Raw genomic sequence first — 18,804 nt, forward strand, 5'->3', positions numbered from 1 at the left:
GCGACAGCGCGGTGAACCCGCGTGCGCGGGCCGCGTTTTCCTCGTCGGGCGACAGCCCGCCTTCCGGCCCGATCAGCAGCGTGACGGTTGCCGCAGGCGGCGCGTCGGGCAGCGACGCGAACGGGATGCTCGCGCGCGGCGACAGCAGCAGCCGCAGCTCGCCGTCGGCCGGTGCGGCCGGCAGCGTATCGAGCCACGCGTTGAAGCCGGCGACCTGCGCGACGTCGGGCACGCGGTTGCGCCCGCATTGTTCGCACGACGCGCGCACGACGCCGCGCCAGTGCGCGACGCGCTTGTCCGCGCGCTCGCCGGCGAGCTTCACGACGCCGCGCGCGGTCGACAGCGGCACGACCGCGGCAACGCCGAGCTCGACGGCTTTCTCGATCACCCAGTCCATCTTGTCGCCGCCGGCGATGCCTTGCGCGAGCGTCACGCGATAAGGCGGCTCGGCTTCGGCCGGGTCGAACGTGTCGATCTGCGCGAGCGCGCTGCGCTTGTCGATCTCGACGAGCCGCGCGCGGTACTGGCCGCCGGTGCCGTCGAACAGCGCGAGCACGTCGCCGGGCTGCAGGCGCAGCACCTGCGCGTGGCGTGCGACATCGGCCGGCAACGCGAGCGTGGCGTCGGCGCGCAGTGCCGCATCGACGAAAAAGCGCGGCACGGCCGCGGTGGTGGTGGCTTCGTTCATGCGTGTAGCGGTTGGGGTCATGCGTCGAGACGGCGCCCGAGCGCCCATCGGTAGCCGTCGAGATCCTCGATCTGTGCGAACCGGTCGCCCCAGAACTGATCCTGCGGCGGGCTCAGCGATTTCGCGCCCGCGTCGAGCGCGCGCTGCCAGGTGGCGTCGACGTCGTCGACATACAGGTAGAACGACTGCGGCGCGGTGGCGTTCGCGCTCTTCGGCGTGAGTGCGGTCGAGCCGAACGCACCCTCGGGCGCGAACATCACGATCAGCTGGCCGCGGTAGGCCATCTCGACGTGCATGATCGCGCCGTCCTCGTCGTGCACGTCGCGCAGCTCGAAGCCGAATGCGGCCTTGAAGAAATCGATGGCCGCGCGCGCATTGCGTACGGCCAGGTAGGGTGTCAACCAAGGCACGTTGGCCGGACGTGGATCGGTCATGAAAATCTCCTGTGTGGGCGCTTCGGCGCTTGCGCTGATTCCATGCTTCGGCGTTCGTTCAGGGGGCGGCGCGGCGTCCGGGGCGATTCGCCCCGTGCCGCACGTCACGCATTTTGCGAAGACACGACGGGAAAGCGGAGCGAGGCGCCGCGCCGACGCTCAGCGGCGAACGCCCAGTGTATCGCGCAGCGCGCGCGGCAGGGCAAAGAGGGACGCATGCAGCCGGGCGTCGTAGTAGCGCAAACCCTGGACGCGGCGGGCGGCGAGCCGCTCGTCGACGTCGTGCGCGAACAGCGCGGCCGCGTCGAGCGTGTCGCTCGCGATCGCCATCAGCCACTGCGAGCCGTACAGCGGCACGTGCGCGGACAACGGATCGACGACCGAGAAGCTCGCGCGCAGGTCGTCGAGCAGCGCGGCGATGCGCGCCGTGTGGAACAGCGGCGAGCCGAGGTGCATCGAGATCGCGCCGCACGGCGTGAGGATCCGCTTGAGTCGCGCGTAGAACTCGCGCGTATAGAGGCCGGCCGCCGGCGAATCGGGCGGCGTGAGGTCGAACACGACGAGATCGAAGTGTTCGACGGTCGACGTGACGAAATGCGCGGCGTCGCCGATCACGACCTCGACGCGCGGATCGTCGAGCGCGCCCTGGTGCACGTCGTCGAGATAACGACGCGCCATGCCGACCACCTCGTCGTCGAGCTCCGCGACGACGATCCGCTCGATGCATGCGTGCTTGAGCAACTGGCGCGCCGCGCCGCCGTCGCCGCCGCCGAGCACGAGCGCCTTCCTCGGGCACGGATGCGCGAGCGCGGCCGGGTGAGTCATGCACTCGTGATACACGTATTCGTCGCCGACCGACGTCATCGGCCGGCCGTCGAGCGTAAACAGGCGGCCGAGCTGCGGCGTTTCCCAGACTTCGATCTGCTGGTGCGGCGACGCGACGTGCGCGAGCCGACGGGCGTTCGGGAAGCCGTACGCGGCGTCGGGCGTGGGATGAAAGAGAAGGGTCGTGCTCACGGGCGGGCCGCCAGGGCAGGGAGTTCCGACGTCTGAATTATAGGAGGCGGGCGGTTTGACGGAAAACCGTGCCGGAACACTACGCGCCGACAAGGGAAATGTCAGGCCATCTGTTAAAATGACGAGCTTTGCAGCCTCGTCCGTAGGCTCCGTCCGCTTCGCGTCCGTCAGGCGCCGCACCGCGCGCCGGGAACGATCGACGCCCGAGCTTCCGGATGCCGCCGTGCCCCGTTTCCTCGACTCGTTCTCCGGACTCGACATGACGACTTCGTCTCCCGCCTCCACCACCCTGATGGCCAACGCGATCCGCGCGCTCGCGATGGACGCCGTCCAGCAAGCGAACTCCGGCCACCCCGGCATGCCGATGGGCATGGCCGAAATCGGCGTCGCGCTCTGGTCGCGCCACCTGAAGCACAACCCGACGAACCCGCACTGGGCGGACCGCGACCGCTTCGTGCTGTCGAACGGCCATGGCTCGATGCTGCTGTACTCGCTGCTGCACCTGACCGGCTACGACCTGCCGATGGAAGAGCTGAAGAACTTCCGCCAGCTGCACTCGAAGACGCCGGGCCACCCGGAATACGGCATCACGCCGGGCGTCGAGACGACCACCGGCCCGCTCGGCCAGGGTCTCGCGAACGCGGTCGGCATGGCGCTCGGCGAAGCGCTGATGGCCGACGAGTTCAACCGTGATGGCGCGAAGATCGTCGATCACCACACGTACGTGTTCCTCGGCGACGGCTGCCTGATGGAAGGCATCTCGCACGAAGCCTGCTCGCTCGCCGGCACGCTGAAGCTGAACAAGCTGATCGCGCTGTACGACGACAACGGCATCTCGATCGACGGCGACGTCGTGAACTGGTTCCACGACGACACCCCGAAGCGCTTCGAAGCCTACGGCTGGAACGTGATCCCGAACGTGAACGGCCATGACGTCGACGCGGTCGACGCGGCCATCGCGAAGGCGAAGCTGTCGGACAAGCCGACGCTGATCTGCTGCAAGACGGTGATCGGCCAGGGCGCGGCGACCAAGGCCGGCGGCCACGACGTGCACGGCGCGGCGCTCGGCGCGGAAGAAATCGCGAAGACGCGCGAAGCGCTCGGCTGGAAGTGGGAGCCGTTCGTGATCCCGCAGGAAGTCTACGCGGCATGGGATGCGAAGGAAGCGGGCAAGCGCGCCGAAACCGAATGGGACGCGACGTTCGCCGCCTATCGCGCGAAGTTCCCGGCAGAAGCCGCCGAATTCGAGCGCCGGATGGCCAACAAGCTGCCGGCCGACTGGGCTGAAAAGGCCGCGGCGATCATCGCCGGCGCGAACGAGCGCGCCGAGACGGTTGCGACCCGCAAGGCGTCGCAGCAGGCGATCGAAGGGCTGGCTGCCGCGCTGCCGGAGCTGCTCGGCGGCTCGGCCGACCTGACCGGCTCGAACCTGACCAACTGGAAGGCGTCGAAGGCCGTCCGCGCGAATCCGGAAGGCCCGGGCGTCGTGCTGGGCAACCACATCAACTACGGCGTGCGCGAATTCGGCATGAGCGCCGCGATCAACGGCCTCGCGCTGCACGGCGGCCACAAGCCGTTCGGCGGCACGTTCCTGACGTTCTCCGACTACAGCCGCAACGCGCTGCGCGTGGCCGCGCTCATGAAGGTGCCGTCGATCTTCGTGTTCACGCACGATTCGATCGGCCTCGGCGAAGACGGCCCGACGCACCAGTCGATCGAGCACGTGTCGAGCCTGCGCCTGATCCCGAACCACGACGTGTGGCGTCCGGCCGACACGGTCGAGACGGCCGTCGCGTGGACCCACGCGGTCGCCGCCGACCGTCCGTCGAGCCTGATCTTCAGCCGCCAGAACCTGGCATTCAACCCGCGTACCGATGCGCAGATCGCGAACATCGACAAGGGCGGCTACGTGCTGAAGGACTGGGACGAAGAGATCGTCGCGCGCAAGATCATCCTGATCGCGACGGGCTCGGAAGTCGAACTCGCGATGAAGGCCGTCGAGCCGCTCGCGCAGCAAGGCATCGCGGCACGCGTCGTGTCGATGCCGTCGACCAACGTGTTCGACCGCCAGGACGCCGAATACCGTGAACGCGTGCTGCCGCACGGCGTGCGCCGTGTCGCGATCGAAGCGGGCGTGACCGCGTTCTGGCACAAGTACGTCGGCCTCGAAGGCGGCGTCGTCGGGATCGACACGTTCGGCGAATCGGCACCGGCCGGCGTACTGTTCAAGTACTTCGGCTTCACCGTCGAGCACGTCGTCGAGACCGCCAAGGCCGTGCTGGCCTAAAGACATACGCGACGCGCGCCGCCCCTCGCGCGCGTCGCACGTGAAGCTGCACGAAACGAATTTTTTCAGCCATCAGGAGATAGACCATGACGATTCGCGTCGCAATCAACGGCTACGGCCGTATCGGCCGCAACACGCTGCGCGCGTTCTATGAAAACGGCAAGAAGCACGATCTCGAGATCGTCGCGATCAACGACCTGGGCGATGCGAAGACCAATGCGCACCTGACCCAGTACGACACCGCGCACGGCAAGTTCCCGGGCGAAGTGTCGGTCGACGGCGATTACCTCGTCGTGAACGGCGACAAGATCCGCGTGCTGGCGAACCGCAACCCGGCAGAACTGCCGTGGGGCGAGCTGGGCGTCGACGTCGTGATGGAATGCACGGGCTTCTTCACGACGAAGGAAAAGGCGAGCGCGCACCTGAAGGGCGGCGCGAAGAAGGTCATCATCTCGGCACCGGGCGGCAAGGACGTCGACGCGACGATCGTCTACGGCGTGAACCACGACGTGCTGAAGGCCGAGCACACCGTCATCTCGAACGCATCGTGCACGACGAACTGCCTCGCGCCGCTCGTCAAGCCGCTGAACGACAAGATCGGCCTCGAAACCGGCCTGATGACGACGATCCACGCTTACACCAACGACCAGGTGCTGACGGACGTCTATCACGAAGACCTGCGCCGCGCGCGTTCGGCTACCCACAGCCAGATCCCGACGAAGACGGGCGCCGCTTCGGCCGTCGGCCTCGTGCTGCCGGAACTGAACGGCAAGCTCGACGGTTACGCGATCCGCGTCCCGACGATCAACGTGTCGATCGTCGACCTGTCGTTCATCGCGAAGCGCGACACGACGGTCGAGGAAGTCAACGCGATCATGAAGGAAGCATCGGAAGGCGCGCTGAAGGGCATCCTCGGCTACAACGACGCACCGCTGGTGTCGATCGACTTCAACCACAACCCGGCTTCGTCGACGTTCGACGCAACGCTGACCAAGGTGTCGGGCCGCCTCGTGAAGGTGTCGAGCTGGTACGACAACGAGTGGGGTTTCTCGAACCGCATGCTGGATACGGCTGTCGCATTCGCGAACGCGAAGTAATCCCGCACGTTGCGCGGCCGCCGCAAGGCGGCCGGCGTGGCGAACGAGCCCGGCCCGGTTTTCCGGCCGGGTTTTTTATTGCCCGGCGTTCGCCGTCACGTGTTCGAGCGCGTCGACGAACGCGCGCTTCAGCGGGCTGTCGAGATCGGTCCATGCGAGGCCGATACCGGTGCGGTGCCCGGCCAGGTCGAGCGGCCGCGCGAGCACGTTCGGCGGCAGCGCGCTGGCAGCCTCCGCCGGCATCAGCCCGATTCCCATCCCCGCCGCGACGAGCGCGAGCATCGTCGTGAACTCCCCGAACTCCTGCGCGATCTCGAGCGTCGTGCCCGCGCGGCTCAGCGCGAGCAGCATGTCGTCGTGAAAGCCCGGCGCGTAGCGGCGCGCGAGCACGAACGCGGGCTGGCCGCGCAGCGCGGCCGGCGGGATGGCGTCGTGCGCGGCGAGCGGATGGTCGAGCGGCAGCGCGACGACGAAGCCTTCCTCGAGCACCACGCGCGTGTCGACGCCCGCATACGCGGCCGGCAGCCGGATCATCCCGAAATCGATCCGCCGGTCGCGCAGCGCGGCGACCTGGTCGGGCGTCGGCATGTCCTTCAGTTCGAGCGTGATCAGCGGATAGCGCTCGCGCATCGTGCGCAGCACGGCCGGCAGCAGCGCGGGCAGCACCGACGACACGAACGCGATCCGCAGCGTGCCGATCTCGCCGCGGCTCGACAGCCGCGCCATCTGTTCCGCGCGCGCGGCCTGCTGCAGCGTGGCACGCGCCTCGGGCAGGAACACGCGCCCCGTCTCGCTCAGTTCGACCTTGTGGCGGTCGCGCTCGAACAGGCGTGCGCCGAGTTCTTCCTCGAGCGCCTTGATCTGCATGCTCAGCGCGGGCTGCACGATGAACAGGCGCTGCGCGGCGCGCCCGAAATGCAGTTCTTCCGCGAGCGTGACGAAGGCGCGCAATTGCTTGAGTTCCATGGGCGGCGGGCAGGCGTGGGCGGTAATCAGATTTCATGATAACCGGATCAAAAAAGACCATTGGCGCGGTGCCCGGCCGGCGGCCGAAGATACCGTCAACGCGAGACCGGCCGCGATGGGCCGCCGGCTCGACTGGCACGAGGAGACACGCATGACCCACGCGCTCGAACGGTTCCGCCTCGACGGCCGCCGCGCACTGATTACCGGTTCCGGACGCGGGATCGGGCTGACGCTTGCCCGCGGGCTGGCCGAAGCCGGCGCGGCGATCGTCATCAACGATCGCAATGAGGAGAAGGCCGCGACGCTCGTGCGGCATCTGCGCGAGGAAGGCTTCACGGCCGACTACGCGGTATTCGACGTCGCCGAGCACGCGCAGGTGCGTGCGGCGATCGACGATTTCGAGGCGCGCGTCGGCGCGATCGACATCCTCGTGAACAACGCCGGCATCCAGCGCCGCGCGCCGCTCGACGCATTCGAACCCGACGACTGGCAGGCATTGATGCGCGTGAACCTCGACGGCGTGTTCAACGTCGCGCAGGCGGTGGCGCGGCACATGATCGCGCGCGGCCGAGGGAAGATCATCAACATCTGCTCGGTGCAGAGCGAGCTCGCGCGGCCGACGATCGCGCCGTATGCCGCGACCAAGGGCGCGGTGCGGATGCTGACCAAAGGGATGTGCGCCGACTGGGCGCGCCACGGCATCCAGGCGAACGGCCTCGCGCCCGGCTATTTCGAAACCGAACTCAACCGCGCGCTGGTCGACGACGCCGCGTTCTCGGACTGGCTGTGCAAGCGCACGCCGGCCGGCCGCTGGGGGCGCGTCGACGAGCTGTGCGGGGCGGCGATCTTCCTCGCATCGGCCGCGTCCGATTTCGTGAACGGCCAGACGCTGTTCGTCGACGGCGGCCTGACCAGCGCCGTCTGAGCGGCGGCGCGAGCGCGCCATGCGCGCAGCGCCGTTGCGCCGGCCGCGGCCGGCATCCGAATTCCCAGAAGAGCCCGCCGCACGAGCGGGCCGATGTCCCGGTCGCGGTACGCGCCGGGTTCCGGAACGGAAGGCAGGAGACAGGAGACAACGATGGATCGCATTTCCCCGCCGCCCGCGCGGCACGATGCAGGGTCCGGTGCGCCGGGCGAGACCGTCGAGCGCCGCGGCGTCGACACGAAGCAGCTCAACCGCGCGGCATGGACCTGCTCGCTCGGCAGCGCGCTCGAATACTACGATTTCGCGTTGTACACGCTCGCATCGGCGCTGGTTTTCGGGCCGCTGTTCTTTCCCGCGCAGACTGCCGAGACGCGGCTGATCGCGAGCTTCGGCACCTACTTCGTCGGCTTTGCGGTGCGCCCGCTCGGCGGGGTCGTGTTCGGCGTGCTCGGCGACCGGATCGGCCGCAAGTTCGTGCTGACGGCGACGGTGCTGCTGATGGGCGTCGCGAGCACGCTGATCGGCGTGCTGCCGACCTTCGAAACGGCGGGCTACTGGGCCCCCGGGCTGCTCGTGCTGCTGCGCATCCTGCAGGGCCTCGGTGCCGGAGCCGAGCAGGCCGGCGCCGCGGTGCTGATGACCGAATACGCGCCTCCCGGCAAGCGCGGCTTCTATGCGTCGCTGCCGTTCCTGGGCATCCAGCTCGGCACGGTGCTGGCGGCCGCGGTCTATTTCCTGCTGCTCGCGAACCTCGACCGCGTCACCGACGGCTGGGGCTGGCGCGTGCCGTTCCTGTTCAGCGCGGTGATCGTCGCCGTCGGGATCTACATGCGCGTGCGGCTGCACGAGTCGCCGACCTTCGTGCGGCTCGAGAAGCGTGCGCAGGTATTGGCGAATCCGCTGAAGAGCGCCGTGCAGCATTCGAAGCGCTCGCTGCTGATCGGCATCGGCCTGCGGATGGCCGAGAACGGCGGCTCGTCGATCTACCAGGCACTCGCCGTCAGCTATCTCGCGGGCGTGATCGGCATGAAGGGGCCGATCGGCGCGCTCGCGCTGGTGTGCGCGGCGACCGTCGGCGCGTGTACGGTGCCGCTGGCGGGCCGGCTCAGCGACCGCTTCGGCCGCGTGCGCGTGTATCGCACGTTCGCGTGGCTGCAGCTCGCGCTCGCGTTCCCGGTGTGGTGGATCTTCAGCCAGGGGAACGTGGTCGCCAGCGTGATCGCGATCTCGGTCGCGCAGGGCTTCGCGAACTGGGGGATGCTCGGCGCGCAGGCCGCGCTGCTGCCCGAACTGTTCGGCGCGCGCCATCGCTACATGGGCGTGTCGTTCTCGCGCGAAGTGTCGGCCGTGCTCGCGGGCGGGATTGCGCCGCTCGTCGGCGCGACGATCATCGCGACCGTGATCGCGCTGCACGGCGGCGATCACGCGGCCGGCGTGCGCGCCTGGGTGCCGATCGCCGCGTACCTGGTGCTGCTGACGCTGATCACGCTGTTCACGACGTCGCGGATGCCCGAAACGCTGAACCGCGATCTCGACGATCCGCTCGACGCGGCACAGGTGGCGCAGGCCCCGGGCGCCGATGCGCTCGCGCGGCATGCATGAACGGGCCGGGCGGCTGACGCGGCCCGGCCTGCCTTCGCATTCAACTTACCTCGACAGGAGCAAGCGCAGATGGCGCACGAATCGACCCAGCGGCCCGAACTGCTGATGACGGGCCCTTACCAGCCGTGGGACGACGCATGGCTGTCGGCAGGCTATGACGTCCACCGGCTGTGGGAAGCCGCCGACCGCGCGGCGTTCCTCGCCGAACACGGCGCCGGCGTGCGCGCGATCGCGACGCGCGGCGATCTCGGCGCGAATGCCGCGCTGATCGCCGCGCTGCCGAAGCTCGAGATCATCGCGTGCTACGGCGTCGGCACCGATGCGATCGACCTGGCCGCCGCGCGCGAGCGCGGCATCCGCGTGACGAACACGCCCGACGTGCTGACCGGCGACGTGGCCGACCTCGGCGTCGGGCTCGCGCTCGCGATGATGCGCCGCATCGGCGCCGGCGACGCGTACGTGCGTTCCGGCGCCTGGCGCGACGGCGACATGCCGCTCGTCACGCGGCTGTACGGCAAGCGCGTCGGCGTGGTCGGCTTCGGCCGGATCGGCTCGACGATCGCGCGCCGGCTGTCGGGCTTCGACGTCGAGCTCGGCTACTTCGACGTCGCGCCGCGCGCGGACAGCCCGCACCGCTTCTTCGGCGACCTCGCCGAGCTGGCCGGCTGGTGCGACCTGCTGATCGTCACGCTCGCGGGCGGGCCGGCGACGCGTCACCTCGTCGGCGCCGCCGTGCTCGACGCGCTCGGGCCGCAAGGCTATCTGGTGAACGTGTCGCGCGGCACGACCGTCGACGAACCCGCGCTGCTCGACGCGCTCGAGCGTGGTGCGATCGCCGGTGCGGCGCTCGACGTGTTCTGGAACGAGCCGCGCATCGACCCGCGTTTCCTCGCGTTGCCGAACGTGCTGCTGCAGCCGCACCATGCGAGCGGCACGATCGAGACGCGCCAGGCGATGGGCTGGCTGGTGCGCGACAACCTTGCCGCGCACTTCGCCGGCGCGCCGCTGGTCACGCCGGTCGTCTGAGGAGGCTGTCATGCGTATGCGTTGCATGTGTGTCGTGATCCACGGGCCGAACGACCTGCGGGTGGAAGAGCAGGACGCGGGCGAGATCGGCCCGGGTCAGGTGCGCGTCGAGGTCGCGATGGGCGGCATCTGCGGCTCCGATCTCCATTACTTCCGGCACGGCGGCTTCGGCGCGATCCGGCTGCAGCAGCCGATGGTGCTCGGCCACGAGGTCGCCGGCACGGTCGCGGAAGTCGCGCCGGACGTGACGTCGGTGAAGGTCGGCGATCGCGTCGCGGTCAATCCGAGCCGGCCGTGCGGTGCGTGCCGCTACTGCCTCGAAGGGCTGCCGAACCAGTGCCTCGACATGCGCTTCTACGGCAGCGCGATGCGGATGCCGCACGTGCAGGGCGCATTCCGCAACGCGCTCGTGTGCGACGCGGTGCAGTGCGTGAAGGTTGCCGATCACGTGCCGATGTCGCTCGCGGCGCTCGCCGAACCGTTCGCGGTCGGGCTGCATGCGGTGTCGCGCGCGGGCCCGCTGATCGGCAAGCGCGTGCTCGTGTCGGGCTGCGGGCCGATCGGCGTGCTCGCCGTCGCGGCGGCGCGCGTGCACGGCGCGGCGGAGATCGTCGCGACCGACGTCGTCGAGGCGCCGCTGGAAGTGGCGAGCGCGCTCGGCGCCGACCGCACGATCAACGCGGCGGCCGACGCCGGATGGGTCGAGCGCTACAGCGCCGACAAGGGCACGTTCGACGTGATGATCGAGTGTTCGGGCAATGCGCGCGCGCTGCGCGACGGGCTGGACGTGATGCGTCCGCGCGGGGTCGTCGTGCAGCTCGGGCTCGGCGGCGACGTCAGCCTGCCGCAGAACGTCGTGGTCGCGAAGGAGCTGTCGATCTGCGGTTCGTTCCGTTTTCACGCGGAATTCGCGCTCGCGGTGCAGCTCATCAATGCGGGGCGCGTCGACCTGCGGCCGGCCGTCACGCGCGTGTTCCCGATGCGCGACGCGAACCTCGCGTTCGAACTAGCCGGCGACCGGCAGCGTGCGATGAAGGTGCTGATCGATTTCGTCGACGAGGCTGCGTGACGGTCACGCACTGGCGCGACTGTCTCGACGCGATCGTGAAAAGGGCACGCCCGCGCTTCGCGGGGCGTGCCCTTTTTCATGGTGACGAGAAAACGCCCCGCTGAATTACTGCGTGACCTGCCGCGCGCCGGCGCGCTGCGACGCGAGCCACGACACGACCAGCACGCCCGCGAGCGCCGCGCCCGCGATGCACACGCCGCGCCAGCCGTCGATGCCGTACGCGACGCTCGCCGCGAACGACCCGAGCGCGCCGCCGATGAAGTAGCTCGTCAGGTAGATCGTCGTCACGCGGCTGCGCGCGTTGCCGGCCAGCGCATAGATCACGCTCTGGTTCGAGATGTGGACGCCCTGCACGCCGACGTCGAGCAGCAGGATGCCCGCGATCAGCGCCGCGAGCGAGTGCGCGCCGGTCGCGATCAGCGCGAACGACGCGAGCACGGCCGCCGCGAACAACCCCGTCGCGGCATTGCCGTGTCCGCGATCGACCAGCCGGCCGGCCGACGTCGCCGCGAGCGCGCCCACCGCGCCGACGACGCCGAACAGGCCGATCTGCCCTTCGGAATAGCTGTACGGCGGCTGGCTCAGCAGGAACGTGAGGCCCGTCCACAGCAGGCTGAAGCACGCGAACACGAGCGCGCCGTAGGCGGAGCGCAGCGCGATCAGCGGTTGCGCGCGCACCAGCGCGACGAGCGACTTCATCAGCGCCGCATAGTCGAGGCGCGCGTCGCGGCGATCCTTCGGCAGCTTCACGGCGAGCACGGCCGTCAGCGCGAGCACCATCACCGCGGCGATGCCGTACACGGCCCGCCAGCCGAACCCGTCGGCGATCGCACCGGCCGCGACGCGCGCGAGCAGGATGCCGAGCAGCAGCCCGCTCATCACGGTGCCGACCGCGCGGCCGCGCGAGCGCGCGTCGGCGAGCGACGCCGCGAACGGCACCAGCAGCTGCGTCGAACAGGTGACGAAGCCGACCGCGACGTTCGCGGCGACGAACATCGTGAAGTTCGTGCTGAACGTGACCGCGGCCAGCGCGACGACGTTGAGCATCAGCAGTCGCACGATCAGCGTGTGGCGGTTGACCGCGTCGCCGAGCGGGACGATCAGCAGCAGGCTCGCCGCATACCCGAGCTGCGTCAGCGTGACGAGATAGCCGAGTTCGGTCGGCGCGCGGCCGAAGCTGTGCGCGATCGCGGCGAGCAGCGGCTGCGCGTAATAGATGTTGCCGATGACGATGCCGCACGCGCACGCGAACAGCAGCGTCATGCCGCGGGTCAGGGGAGGATGGTTGTCTTGATGCGGTTCCATGGTCGCGAAAAAACAGCGGCGCCGGCCGGCGGCACGGGGGCTGTCGGCTGCGCGGGGTGACGGAAATCGGGGCCGGCATCAACGGATCGGCGGTGAACCGATGCGCGCCGGGCGGATCGCGGCCGGGCCCGGATCGGGCGGGCGGCGGATCGTCGTGCGGCGGGCGCAGGCAGGCGGGCCCGGGCGGGCCGTTCCGGTGCGGAAAGCAGGTGCGATGCGCCGGAACGGATGTGCGTATGATGCGGGAATCGAACCATAGCGTCCAAGACTGGATCGTTATGCTCTTCATTGGCAAAACCAATACGTCGGCCGCCATGCTACTCCGCCACATCCGCTATTTCCTGGCCGTCGCCGAGCAGCGCAGTTTCACGCGCGCGGCCGACGCGCTGCATGTGTCGCAGCCGACGCTGTCGCAGCAGGTCCGCCAGCTCGAGGAAACGCTCGGCGTGCAGCTGTTCGACCGCTCGGGCCGCACGGTGCAGCTCACCGAGTTCGGCGAGGTCTATGCGCGCCACGCGCGCGCCGCGCTGCACGAACTCGATACGGGGCAGCGCGCGCTGCACGACGTCGCCGGCCTCGGCGGCGGGTCGTTGCGGCTCGCGATGATGCCGACCTTCGCGGCCTACCTGAGCGGCTCGCTGATCGACGCGTTCCATGCCGACTATCCGAACGTCGCGCTGACGATCGACGCGATGCCGCAGGAACGCATCGAGGCGCTGCTCGCCGACGACCGGCTCGACGCGGGCTTCGCGTTCATGCCGCCGCGCGCGCCGGACGTCGACGCACTGCCGCTGTGGGACGAGCCGCTCGCGCTCGTGACGGGCCGCACGCACCGTCTTGCGCGGCGGCGCCGCGCGCTGACGCCGGCCGAGCTCGGCGGCGAGCCGCTGGTGCTGCTGAGCCGCGCGTTCGCGACGCGCGAGAGCATCGACCGCTATTTCATCGAGCACGGCGCGAGGCCGAAGATCGCGATCGAGACGAATACGGTCAGCGCGGTGCTGGAGCTCGTGCGGTGCGGCCGGCTCGCGACGGTGCTGCCCGACGCGGTTGCGCGCGAGAGTGCCGACCTGTGCGCGCTGGAGATCGATCCGCCGCTGCCCGCGCGCACGGCTGCGCTGCTGACACGCAAGGGCGCGTACCGCAGCGTCGCGGCGCGCGCGTTCATCGAGCGTGCGCTCGCGTATCGCGATCCGTCGGGAGGTTGACCGGTACGACGGGGCGGCGCGTGGCCGCCCGGGCCGTCAGGTGCGCGGTGTCGGGAAGAAGATGCCCGCGCGCTGCGCGGCGTTCGCGATGTGCGTTTCGATCGCGGTGCCCGCGGCGGCGGCATCGCGGGCGATCAGCGCGTCGACGATCGCGCGGTGCTCGGTCCACGTCGACAGCAGCAGCTCGCGCCGGTAGAACGGCATGCGCTGGCTTTCCTTCATGATGTCGGCGCTGCTGCGCAGGATCGATTCGATCGCCGCGTTGCCCGCGAGATGGATGATCCGCATGTGGAAGTCGAAGTCGAGCTGCGATGCCGCGTCGAGCTCGCTTTCGGTGAGCGCGACGTGCAGGTCGGCGAGATTGTCCTCGAACCACGCGATGTCGTCGTCGGTGACGACGTGCGCGGCCATTCGCGCGGCGAATCCTTCGAGCGCGTAGCGCATCTGGTAGGTATCGGGCGGCGACGACTGCTCGGCGAACCGCCACGCATGGGCGGCCGTGGCCTGCGCGCTTTCGACATACACGCCCTTGCCCGCGCGGATGCGCAGCATCCCGAGCGCCTCGAGCGTCGACAGCGCCTCGCGCAGCGACGCGCGGCTGATCTCCAGCTCCTCGGAGAGCTGGCGCTGGGCCGGCAGCAGGCTGCCGACCGGATACACGCCTGCCTCGATCCGGTCGCGGATCGTCGCGATGGCGGCGTCGGTCACGGTATGCGGAACGTTTTTCATGAGGTGAACTTTGGCCGGTCTGACCGGCATTGTAATCCGCACGCAGGCGGTGCATGGACGCCCTACGGGAAAGCCACGATCTGCCCCTGTCCGGTGCGTGTCAGGCGGGTAGGGAGGGGGTGGGAAATCCCTATTTTGTCCGTCCTTGACGCCACTATATCGGCTTCCTACTATCGACCATAACATCACTGGTCTTACCAGTATGAACAGACGAAACTGCAACCGTTGGATCGGGAGAGCGCCGTGTCGAAATTCCTCAATTCGCTGTTTGGCCGGGTAGTCGTCGCATTGATCCTGGGGATCGCGCTAGGCGCGTTCTTCCCGCATTTTGCCGAGTCGCTGCGACCGCTCGGCGACGGCTTCCTGAAGCTCATCAAGATGGTGATCGGGCCGATCGTGTTCTGCGTCGTGGTCAGCGGGATGGCGAACGCGGGCGACCTGAAGAAGGTCGGCCGGGTCGGCCTGAAGGCCGTCATCTACTTCGAGGTGATGACGACGCTCGCGCTCGGCATCGGCCTCGTGCTCGCGTGGGTCACGCGCCCGGGCGTCGGGATGAACATCGACCTGCGCTCGCTCGACGCGTCGTCGCTCGCGTCGTACGCGAAGAACGCCGAGAGCCTGAAGGACACGGCCGGCTACCTGATGAAGATCATCCCCGAGACCGCGATCGACGCGTTCGCGAAGGGCGACATCCTGCAGATCCTCGTGTTCGCGGTGCTGTTCGGTTCCGCGCTGTCGCTGCTCGGCGACAAGGCGCAACGCGTCAACTCGCTGATCGAGGAACTGTCGCACGTGTTCTTCCGGATCATCGGCTTCATCATCAAGCTCGCGCCGCTCGGCGTGCTCGGCGCGATCGCGTTCACGACCGGCAAGTACGGCGTCGCGTCGCTCAAGCAGCTCGGCTACCTGGTCGCGGTGTTCTACCTGAGCTGCTTCGTGTTCGTCACGGTCGTGCTCGGCGTGGTGATGCGGCTCGCGGGCTTCTCGGTGTTCAAGCTGATCCGCTACCTGCGCGAGGAACTGTCGATCGTGCTCGGCACGGCGTCGTCGGACGCGGTGCTGCCGCAGGTGATGCGCAAGCTCGAATACATGGGCGTGAAGGATTCGACGGTCGGCCTCGTGATCCCGACCGGCTATTCGTTCAACCTCGACGGCTTCTCGATCTACCTGACGCTCGCCGTGCTGTTCATCGCGCAGGCCACCAACACGCCGCTGTCGACGCACGACCTGATCGTCGTGCTGCTCGTGTCGCTCGTCACGTCGAAGGGCGCGCACGGGATCCCGGGCTCGGCGATCGTGATCCTCGCGGCGACGCTGTCGGCGATCCCCGCGATTCCCGTGCTCGGCCTCGTGCTGATCCTGCCGGTCGACTGGTTCGTCGGCATCGCCCGTGCGCTGACCAACCTGATCGGCAACTGCGTCGCGACGGTGGTCGTCGCGGTGTGGGAGAACGACATCGACCGGGCCCGCGCGAAGCGCGTGCTGAACCGCGAGCTGCGCTACGTGCCGGCCGAAGAGGAAGACCGCACGGCGCCGGTCGCCGGCGATCAGGCTCACGCGCTCTGAGCGCGACCCCGCGCGGGCGGCCTTGCCCCGGGCCGCCACGCGCACCTGGCATTCATGTGGCCGGCGCCTCGATGCGCCGGCCCTTCATCAAACTACAGGAGACGACATGGCAGCCCCCATCCTCGATCCGGATGCGCCGGCGTTTACGCGGCGTTACATGAACCTCGCCGACCCGCGCCTCGGGGCGCAGGCGCTCTTTGCCAGCGACGAGTTCTTCGCGCCGAAGGAGCGCATGCTGAATCCCGAGCCGGCCGTGTTCATCCCCGGCAAGTACGACGACCACGGCAAGTGGATGGACGGCTGGGAAACGCGCCGCAAGCGCACGACCGGCCACGACTTCTGCGTGGTGCGGCTCGCGCGGCCGGGCGTGATTCACGGCGTCGACCTCGACACGAGCCATTTCACCGGCAACTTTCCGCCGGCCGCGTCGATCGACGCGTGCGTCGCGGAAGGCGACACGCCGTCCGACAACGCCGAATGGCGCACGATCGTCCCGGCGACGACGCTGCAGGGCAATTCGCATCGCTACGTGAGCGTCGACGATGCGCAGCCTTATACGCACCTGCGCGTGAACCTGTACCCGGACGGCGGCCTCGCGCGGCTGCGCGTGTACGGCCAGCCGCAGCGCGACTGGCGCCAGGTGCCGGCCGGCGAGCTCGTCGATCTCGCGGCGATCGAGAACGGTGGCTACCTGGTGGCCGCGAACAACCAGCACTTCGGCCCGGCATCGCAGATGCTGATGCCGGGGCGCGGCGCGAACATGGGCGACGGCTGGGAAACGCGGCGCCGCCGCGAGCCCGGCAACGACTGGGCGATCGTCGCGCTCGCGCGGCCGGGCATCATCCGGCGCGTCGAGGTCGATACCGCGTTCTTCAAGGGCAATTTCCCCGACCGCTGCTCGCTGCAGGCCGCGAGGGTGGCGGGCGGCACCGACGACTCGCTCGTCACGCAGGCGATGTTCTGGGCCGAACTGCTCGGCGAGCAGAAGCTGTCGATGGACCACGTCCACACGTTCGACCAGCTTGCGGCGCTCGGCCCCGTCACGCACGTGCGTTTCAACATCTTCCCGGACGGCGGCGTGTCGCGCCTGCGTCTGTGGGGCGAGCCGGCTTGAAGGAGGGCAACGGCATGAGCGGATCCCGCATCCTGCGCGTCGAGCGCCTGACCCGCGAAGCGTTCGCGCCGTTCGGCGACGTGATCGCGCTCGAAGGCGCGCGCCATTTTCCGATCAACGGCGGCACGACCGAGCGCTTCCACGATCTCGCGACGATCGACGTGTGCGCGGACGGCGGCCGCCCGCTCGTCAGCGTATTCCGCGCGCAGCCGCGTGCGCTGCCGGTTGCGGTCACGCTGATGGAGCGCCATCCGCATGGCAGCCAGGCGTTCATCCCGCTCGCGGCGGTGTCGCGTTACGCGATCGTCGTCGCGCCGGCCGGCGAGTTCCGCCCCGACGCGATGCGCGCGTTCCTCGCGGAAGGCTGGCAGGGCGTGAACTATGCGAAGGGCGTCTGGCACCATCCGCTGCTCGCGCTGGATGCGGTCAGCGATTTCGTGATCGTCGATCGCGGCGGGCCGCAGCCGAACTGCGACGAAATCCCGCTCGAGTGCGCATGGGCGCTGGAGTTCGAACCGGCCTGCGCGGGCGCGGCATGACGAAGGCGGGCAGGCGGGCTCCTCCGGCGGCCTGATGTCACCCGGGGCCGCCGCCCGGGCAGGCAACGCGAAGGGTGTGCGAAAGCCTGGGCGGGCCCGCCCGTGGGGCGGCGGTGCGCCGCCGGTTTCCCCGGGCGGGCGCCTCCTGCGTATCCCGAAAAGAAGACGGCCCGGAAGGCGAATCGCCGTCCGGGCCGTCCTGCATGCGCCGCGCGCGCGGCTGGATTTCAGTGCTTGCGGTGTGGGCAGTTCTCGGTCGTGCAGGAACCGTACATCGCGAGCGAGTGCTCCTGGAGCCGGAAGCCGCGCTCCTTCGCGATCGCCTGCTGGCGGCTTTCGATCTCGGCGTCGAAGAATTCCTCGACCCGGCCGCAATCGAGGCACACGAGGTGGTCGTGGTGCGAGCCTTCGTTCAGTTCGAACACGGCCTTGCCGGATTCGAAGTTGCTGCGCGACAGCAGGCCGGCCTGCTCGAACTGCGTCAGCACGCGGTAGACGGTGGCAAGCCCGATGTCGAGCTGCTCGTTGAGCAGGTTCCGGTAGACGTCTTCTGCGGTCAGGTGGCGCACCGGGCTTTGCTGGAAGATCTCGAGAATCTTGAGGCGCGGTAGGGTGGCCTTTAGCCCGATATTCTTGAGATCCGTCGGATTGGTCATGGCTAGGCATCCCTAGAGTACAATGCAGGGCTTCAATGTTACCGGCTTTTCGCCGTTCCAGAAACACGCGCGGCCTGCGACGCGGGCCTGCACGGTGAGGGAAATGATTCCAGAATCTCTTTCGCACTTTCAGAGGAGCCGCATGCGGAGTGTCATCATCGCTGCCGCCGCCGTTGCCGCGCTGGCTGGTTGTTCGTCGTACGACAGCGTGACGCAGCGCATCGCGCAGAGCATCACCCCCTACCGGATCACCGTCGTGCAAGGCAACTTCGTGTCGCAGGAGAAAGCCTCGCAGCTGCAGGTCGGCATGTCGCGCGAGCAGGTACGCGCGCTGCTCGGCACCCCGCTGCTGGCGGACATGTTCCACGCCGACCGCTGGGATTACCTCTTCTACTTCAAGCGCGGCTCGACGGCGGTCGTCCAGCAGCGCGATCTCGTCGTGACGTTCTCGGGCGATCGCGTCGCGGGCTGGACGGGGGCGGACAACCTGCCTTCGGAACTCGACCTGCTGGCCGACATCGACGGCGACCGTGGCGGCAAGAAGGCGAAGGCGGCCGCAGCGGCGAAGAAGGCCGCCGA

General features: G+C 69.0%; 18 protein-coding genes. 11 read left to right on the forward strand and 7 right to left on the reverse strand.

Features of this window, described 5'->3' with window-relative positions:
- From ABY44_RS12640 to speE, 3 genes are all read right to left on the reverse strand, one after another.
- A partial coding sequence (locus tag ABY44_RS12640) for a 16S rRNA (uracil(1498)-N(3))-methyltransferase (RefSeq protein WP_431641262.1) occupies positions 1–688 on the reverse strand: 688 nt, incomplete at its 3' end.
- A 17-nt stretch (positions 689–705) separates the two neighbouring features.
- Complete coding sequence (locus ABY44_RS12645; RefSeq protein ID WP_021159271.1) at positions 706–1,122, reverse strand: VOC family protein; 417 nt, start codon at positions 1,120–1,122, stop codon at positions 706–708.
- Between the two features lie 159 nt (positions 1,123–1,281).
- Positions 1,282–2,139, reverse strand: a complete 858-nt coding sequence (gene speE / locus ABY44_RS12650; RefSeq protein WP_027788400.1) for a polyamine aminopropyltransferase — start codon at positions 2,137–2,139, stop codon at positions 1,282–1,284.
- Between the two features lie 259 nt (positions 2,140–2,398).
- On the opposite strand from speE, the gene tkt reads away from it, so the two are divergent.
- On the forward strand, positions 2,399–4,426 hold the full coding sequence (gene tkt, locus ABY44_RS12655; protein ID WP_049098284.1) for a transketolase: 2,028 nt from the start codon (positions 2,399–2,401) through the stop codon (positions 4,424–4,426).
- A gap of 86 nt (positions 4,427–4,512) precedes the next feature.
- The gene (gap, locus tag ABY44_RS12660; protein ID WP_006485712.1) at positions 4,513–5,523 is read left to right on the forward strand and encodes a type I glyceraldehyde-3-phosphate dehydrogenase; all 1,011 of its coding nucleotides are present in this window, start codon (positions 4,513–4,515) and stop codon (positions 5,521–5,523) included.
- A gap of 75 nt (positions 5,524–5,598) precedes the next feature.
- Here gap and ABY44_RS12665 read toward each other — a convergent pair whose 3' ends face one another.
- Positions 5,599–6,489, reverse strand: coding sequence for a LysR substrate-binding domain-containing protein (locus tag ABY44_RS12665; protein ID WP_060169921.1), 891 nt, complete (start codon positions 6,487–6,489; stop codon positions 5,599–5,601).
- Positions 6,490–6,640: 151 nt separating this feature from the next.
- Here ABY44_RS12665 and ABY44_RS12670 point away from each other — a divergent pair, with 151 nt between their 5' ends.
- The 4 genes from ABY44_RS12670 (at position 6,641) to ABY44_RS12685 (ending at position 11,111) form a co-directional block, all read left to right on the forward strand.
- The gene (locus tag ABY44_RS12670; RefSeq protein WP_027788397.1) at positions 6,641–7,414 is read left to right on the forward strand and encodes an SDR family NAD(P)-dependent oxidoreductase; all 774 of its coding nucleotides are present in this window, start codon (positions 6,641–6,643) and stop codon (positions 7,412–7,414) included.
- A 153-nt stretch (positions 7,415–7,567) separates the two neighbouring features.
- Entirely contained in the window at positions 7,568–9,016 is a 1,449-nt protein-coding gene (locus ABY44_RS12675) for an MFS transporter (protein ID WP_060169923.1), read from the forward strand.
- Between the two features lie 69 nt (positions 9,017–9,085).
- Complete coding sequence (locus ABY44_RS12680) at positions 9,086–10,042, forward strand: 2-hydroxyacid dehydrogenase (RefSeq protein WP_059697838.1); 957 nt, start codon at positions 9,086–9,088, stop codon at positions 10,040–10,042.
- A 10-nt stretch (positions 10,043–10,052) separates the two neighbouring features.
- Positions 10,053–11,111: an L-idonate 5-dehydrogenase gene (locus ABY44_RS12685; protein WP_059484616.1), complete on the forward strand. Its 1,059-nt coding sequence runs from the start codon at positions 10,053–10,055 to the stop codon at positions 11,109–11,111.
- Between the two features lie 105 nt (positions 11,112–11,216).
- Here ABY44_RS12685 and ABY44_RS12690 read toward each other — a convergent pair whose 3' ends face one another.
- On the reverse strand, positions 11,217–12,416 hold the full coding sequence (locus ABY44_RS12690) for an MFS transporter (RefSeq protein ID WP_060169925.1): 1,200 nt from the start codon (positions 12,414–12,416) through the stop codon (positions 11,217–11,219).
- A gap of 314 nt (positions 12,417–12,730) precedes the next feature.
- On the opposite strand from ABY44_RS12690, the gene cynR reads away from it, so the two are divergent.
- Positions 12,731–13,621: a transcriptional regulator CynR gene (gene cynR, locus ABY44_RS12695; RefSeq protein ID WP_027788392.1), complete on the forward strand. Its 891-nt coding sequence runs from the start codon at positions 12,731–12,733 to the stop codon at positions 13,619–13,621.
- 36 nt (positions 13,622–13,657) lie between these two features.
- On the opposite strand, the gene ABY44_RS12700 is transcribed toward cynR, so the two are convergent.
- Entirely contained in the window at positions 13,658–14,380 is a 723-nt protein-coding gene (locus tag ABY44_RS12700; RefSeq protein WP_021159281.1) for a FadR/GntR family transcriptional regulator, read from the reverse strand.
- A 213-nt stretch (positions 14,381–14,593) separates the two neighbouring features.
- Here ABY44_RS12700 and ABY44_RS12705 point away from each other — a divergent pair, with 213 nt between their 5' ends.
- The 3 genes from ABY44_RS12705 to ABY44_RS12715 all read left to right on the forward strand — a co-directional run bounded on the left by ABY44_RS12705 (position 14,594) and on the right by ABY44_RS12715 (position 17,569).
- Positions 14,594–15,916, forward strand: coding sequence for a C4-dicarboxylate transporter DctA (locus ABY44_RS12705; RefSeq protein WP_021159282.1), 1,323 nt, complete (start codon positions 14,594–14,596; stop codon positions 15,914–15,916).
- A 106-nt stretch (positions 15,917–16,022) separates the two neighbouring features.
- Positions 16,023–17,030: an allantoicase gene (gene alc, locus ABY44_RS12710; RefSeq protein WP_060169927.1), complete on the forward strand. Its 1,008-nt coding sequence runs from the start codon at positions 16,023–16,025 to the stop codon at positions 17,028–17,030.
- Positions 17,031–17,044: 14 nt separating this feature from the next.
- A complete protein-coding gene (locus ABY44_RS12715; protein ID WP_027788390.1) occupies positions 17,045–17,569 on the forward strand; it encodes an ureidoglycolate lyase in 525 nt (174 codons plus the stop codon).
- A 227-nt stretch (positions 17,570–17,796) separates the two neighbouring features.
- Here the strand turns inward: ABY44_RS12715 and fur are convergent, their stop codons facing one another.
- Entirely contained in the window at positions 17,797–18,225 is a 429-nt protein-coding gene (gene fur, locus ABY44_RS12720) for a ferric iron uptake transcriptional regulator (protein WP_006400349.1), read from the reverse strand.
- A gap of 142 nt (positions 18,226–18,367) precedes the next feature.
- Between fur and ABY44_RS12725 the strand changes: the two genes are divergently transcribed.
- Positions 18,368–18,804, forward strand: a 437-nt coding sequence (locus ABY44_RS12725; protein ID WP_431641265.1) for an outer membrane protein assembly factor BamE, incomplete at its 3' end; no start/stop codon positions are given.

The organism is Burkholderia sp. ZZQ-2 (assembly GCF_050768715.1).
Classification (GTDB): domain Bacteria; phylum Pseudomonadota; class Gammaproteobacteria; order Burkholderiales; family Burkholderiaceae; genus Burkholderia; species Burkholderia cepacia.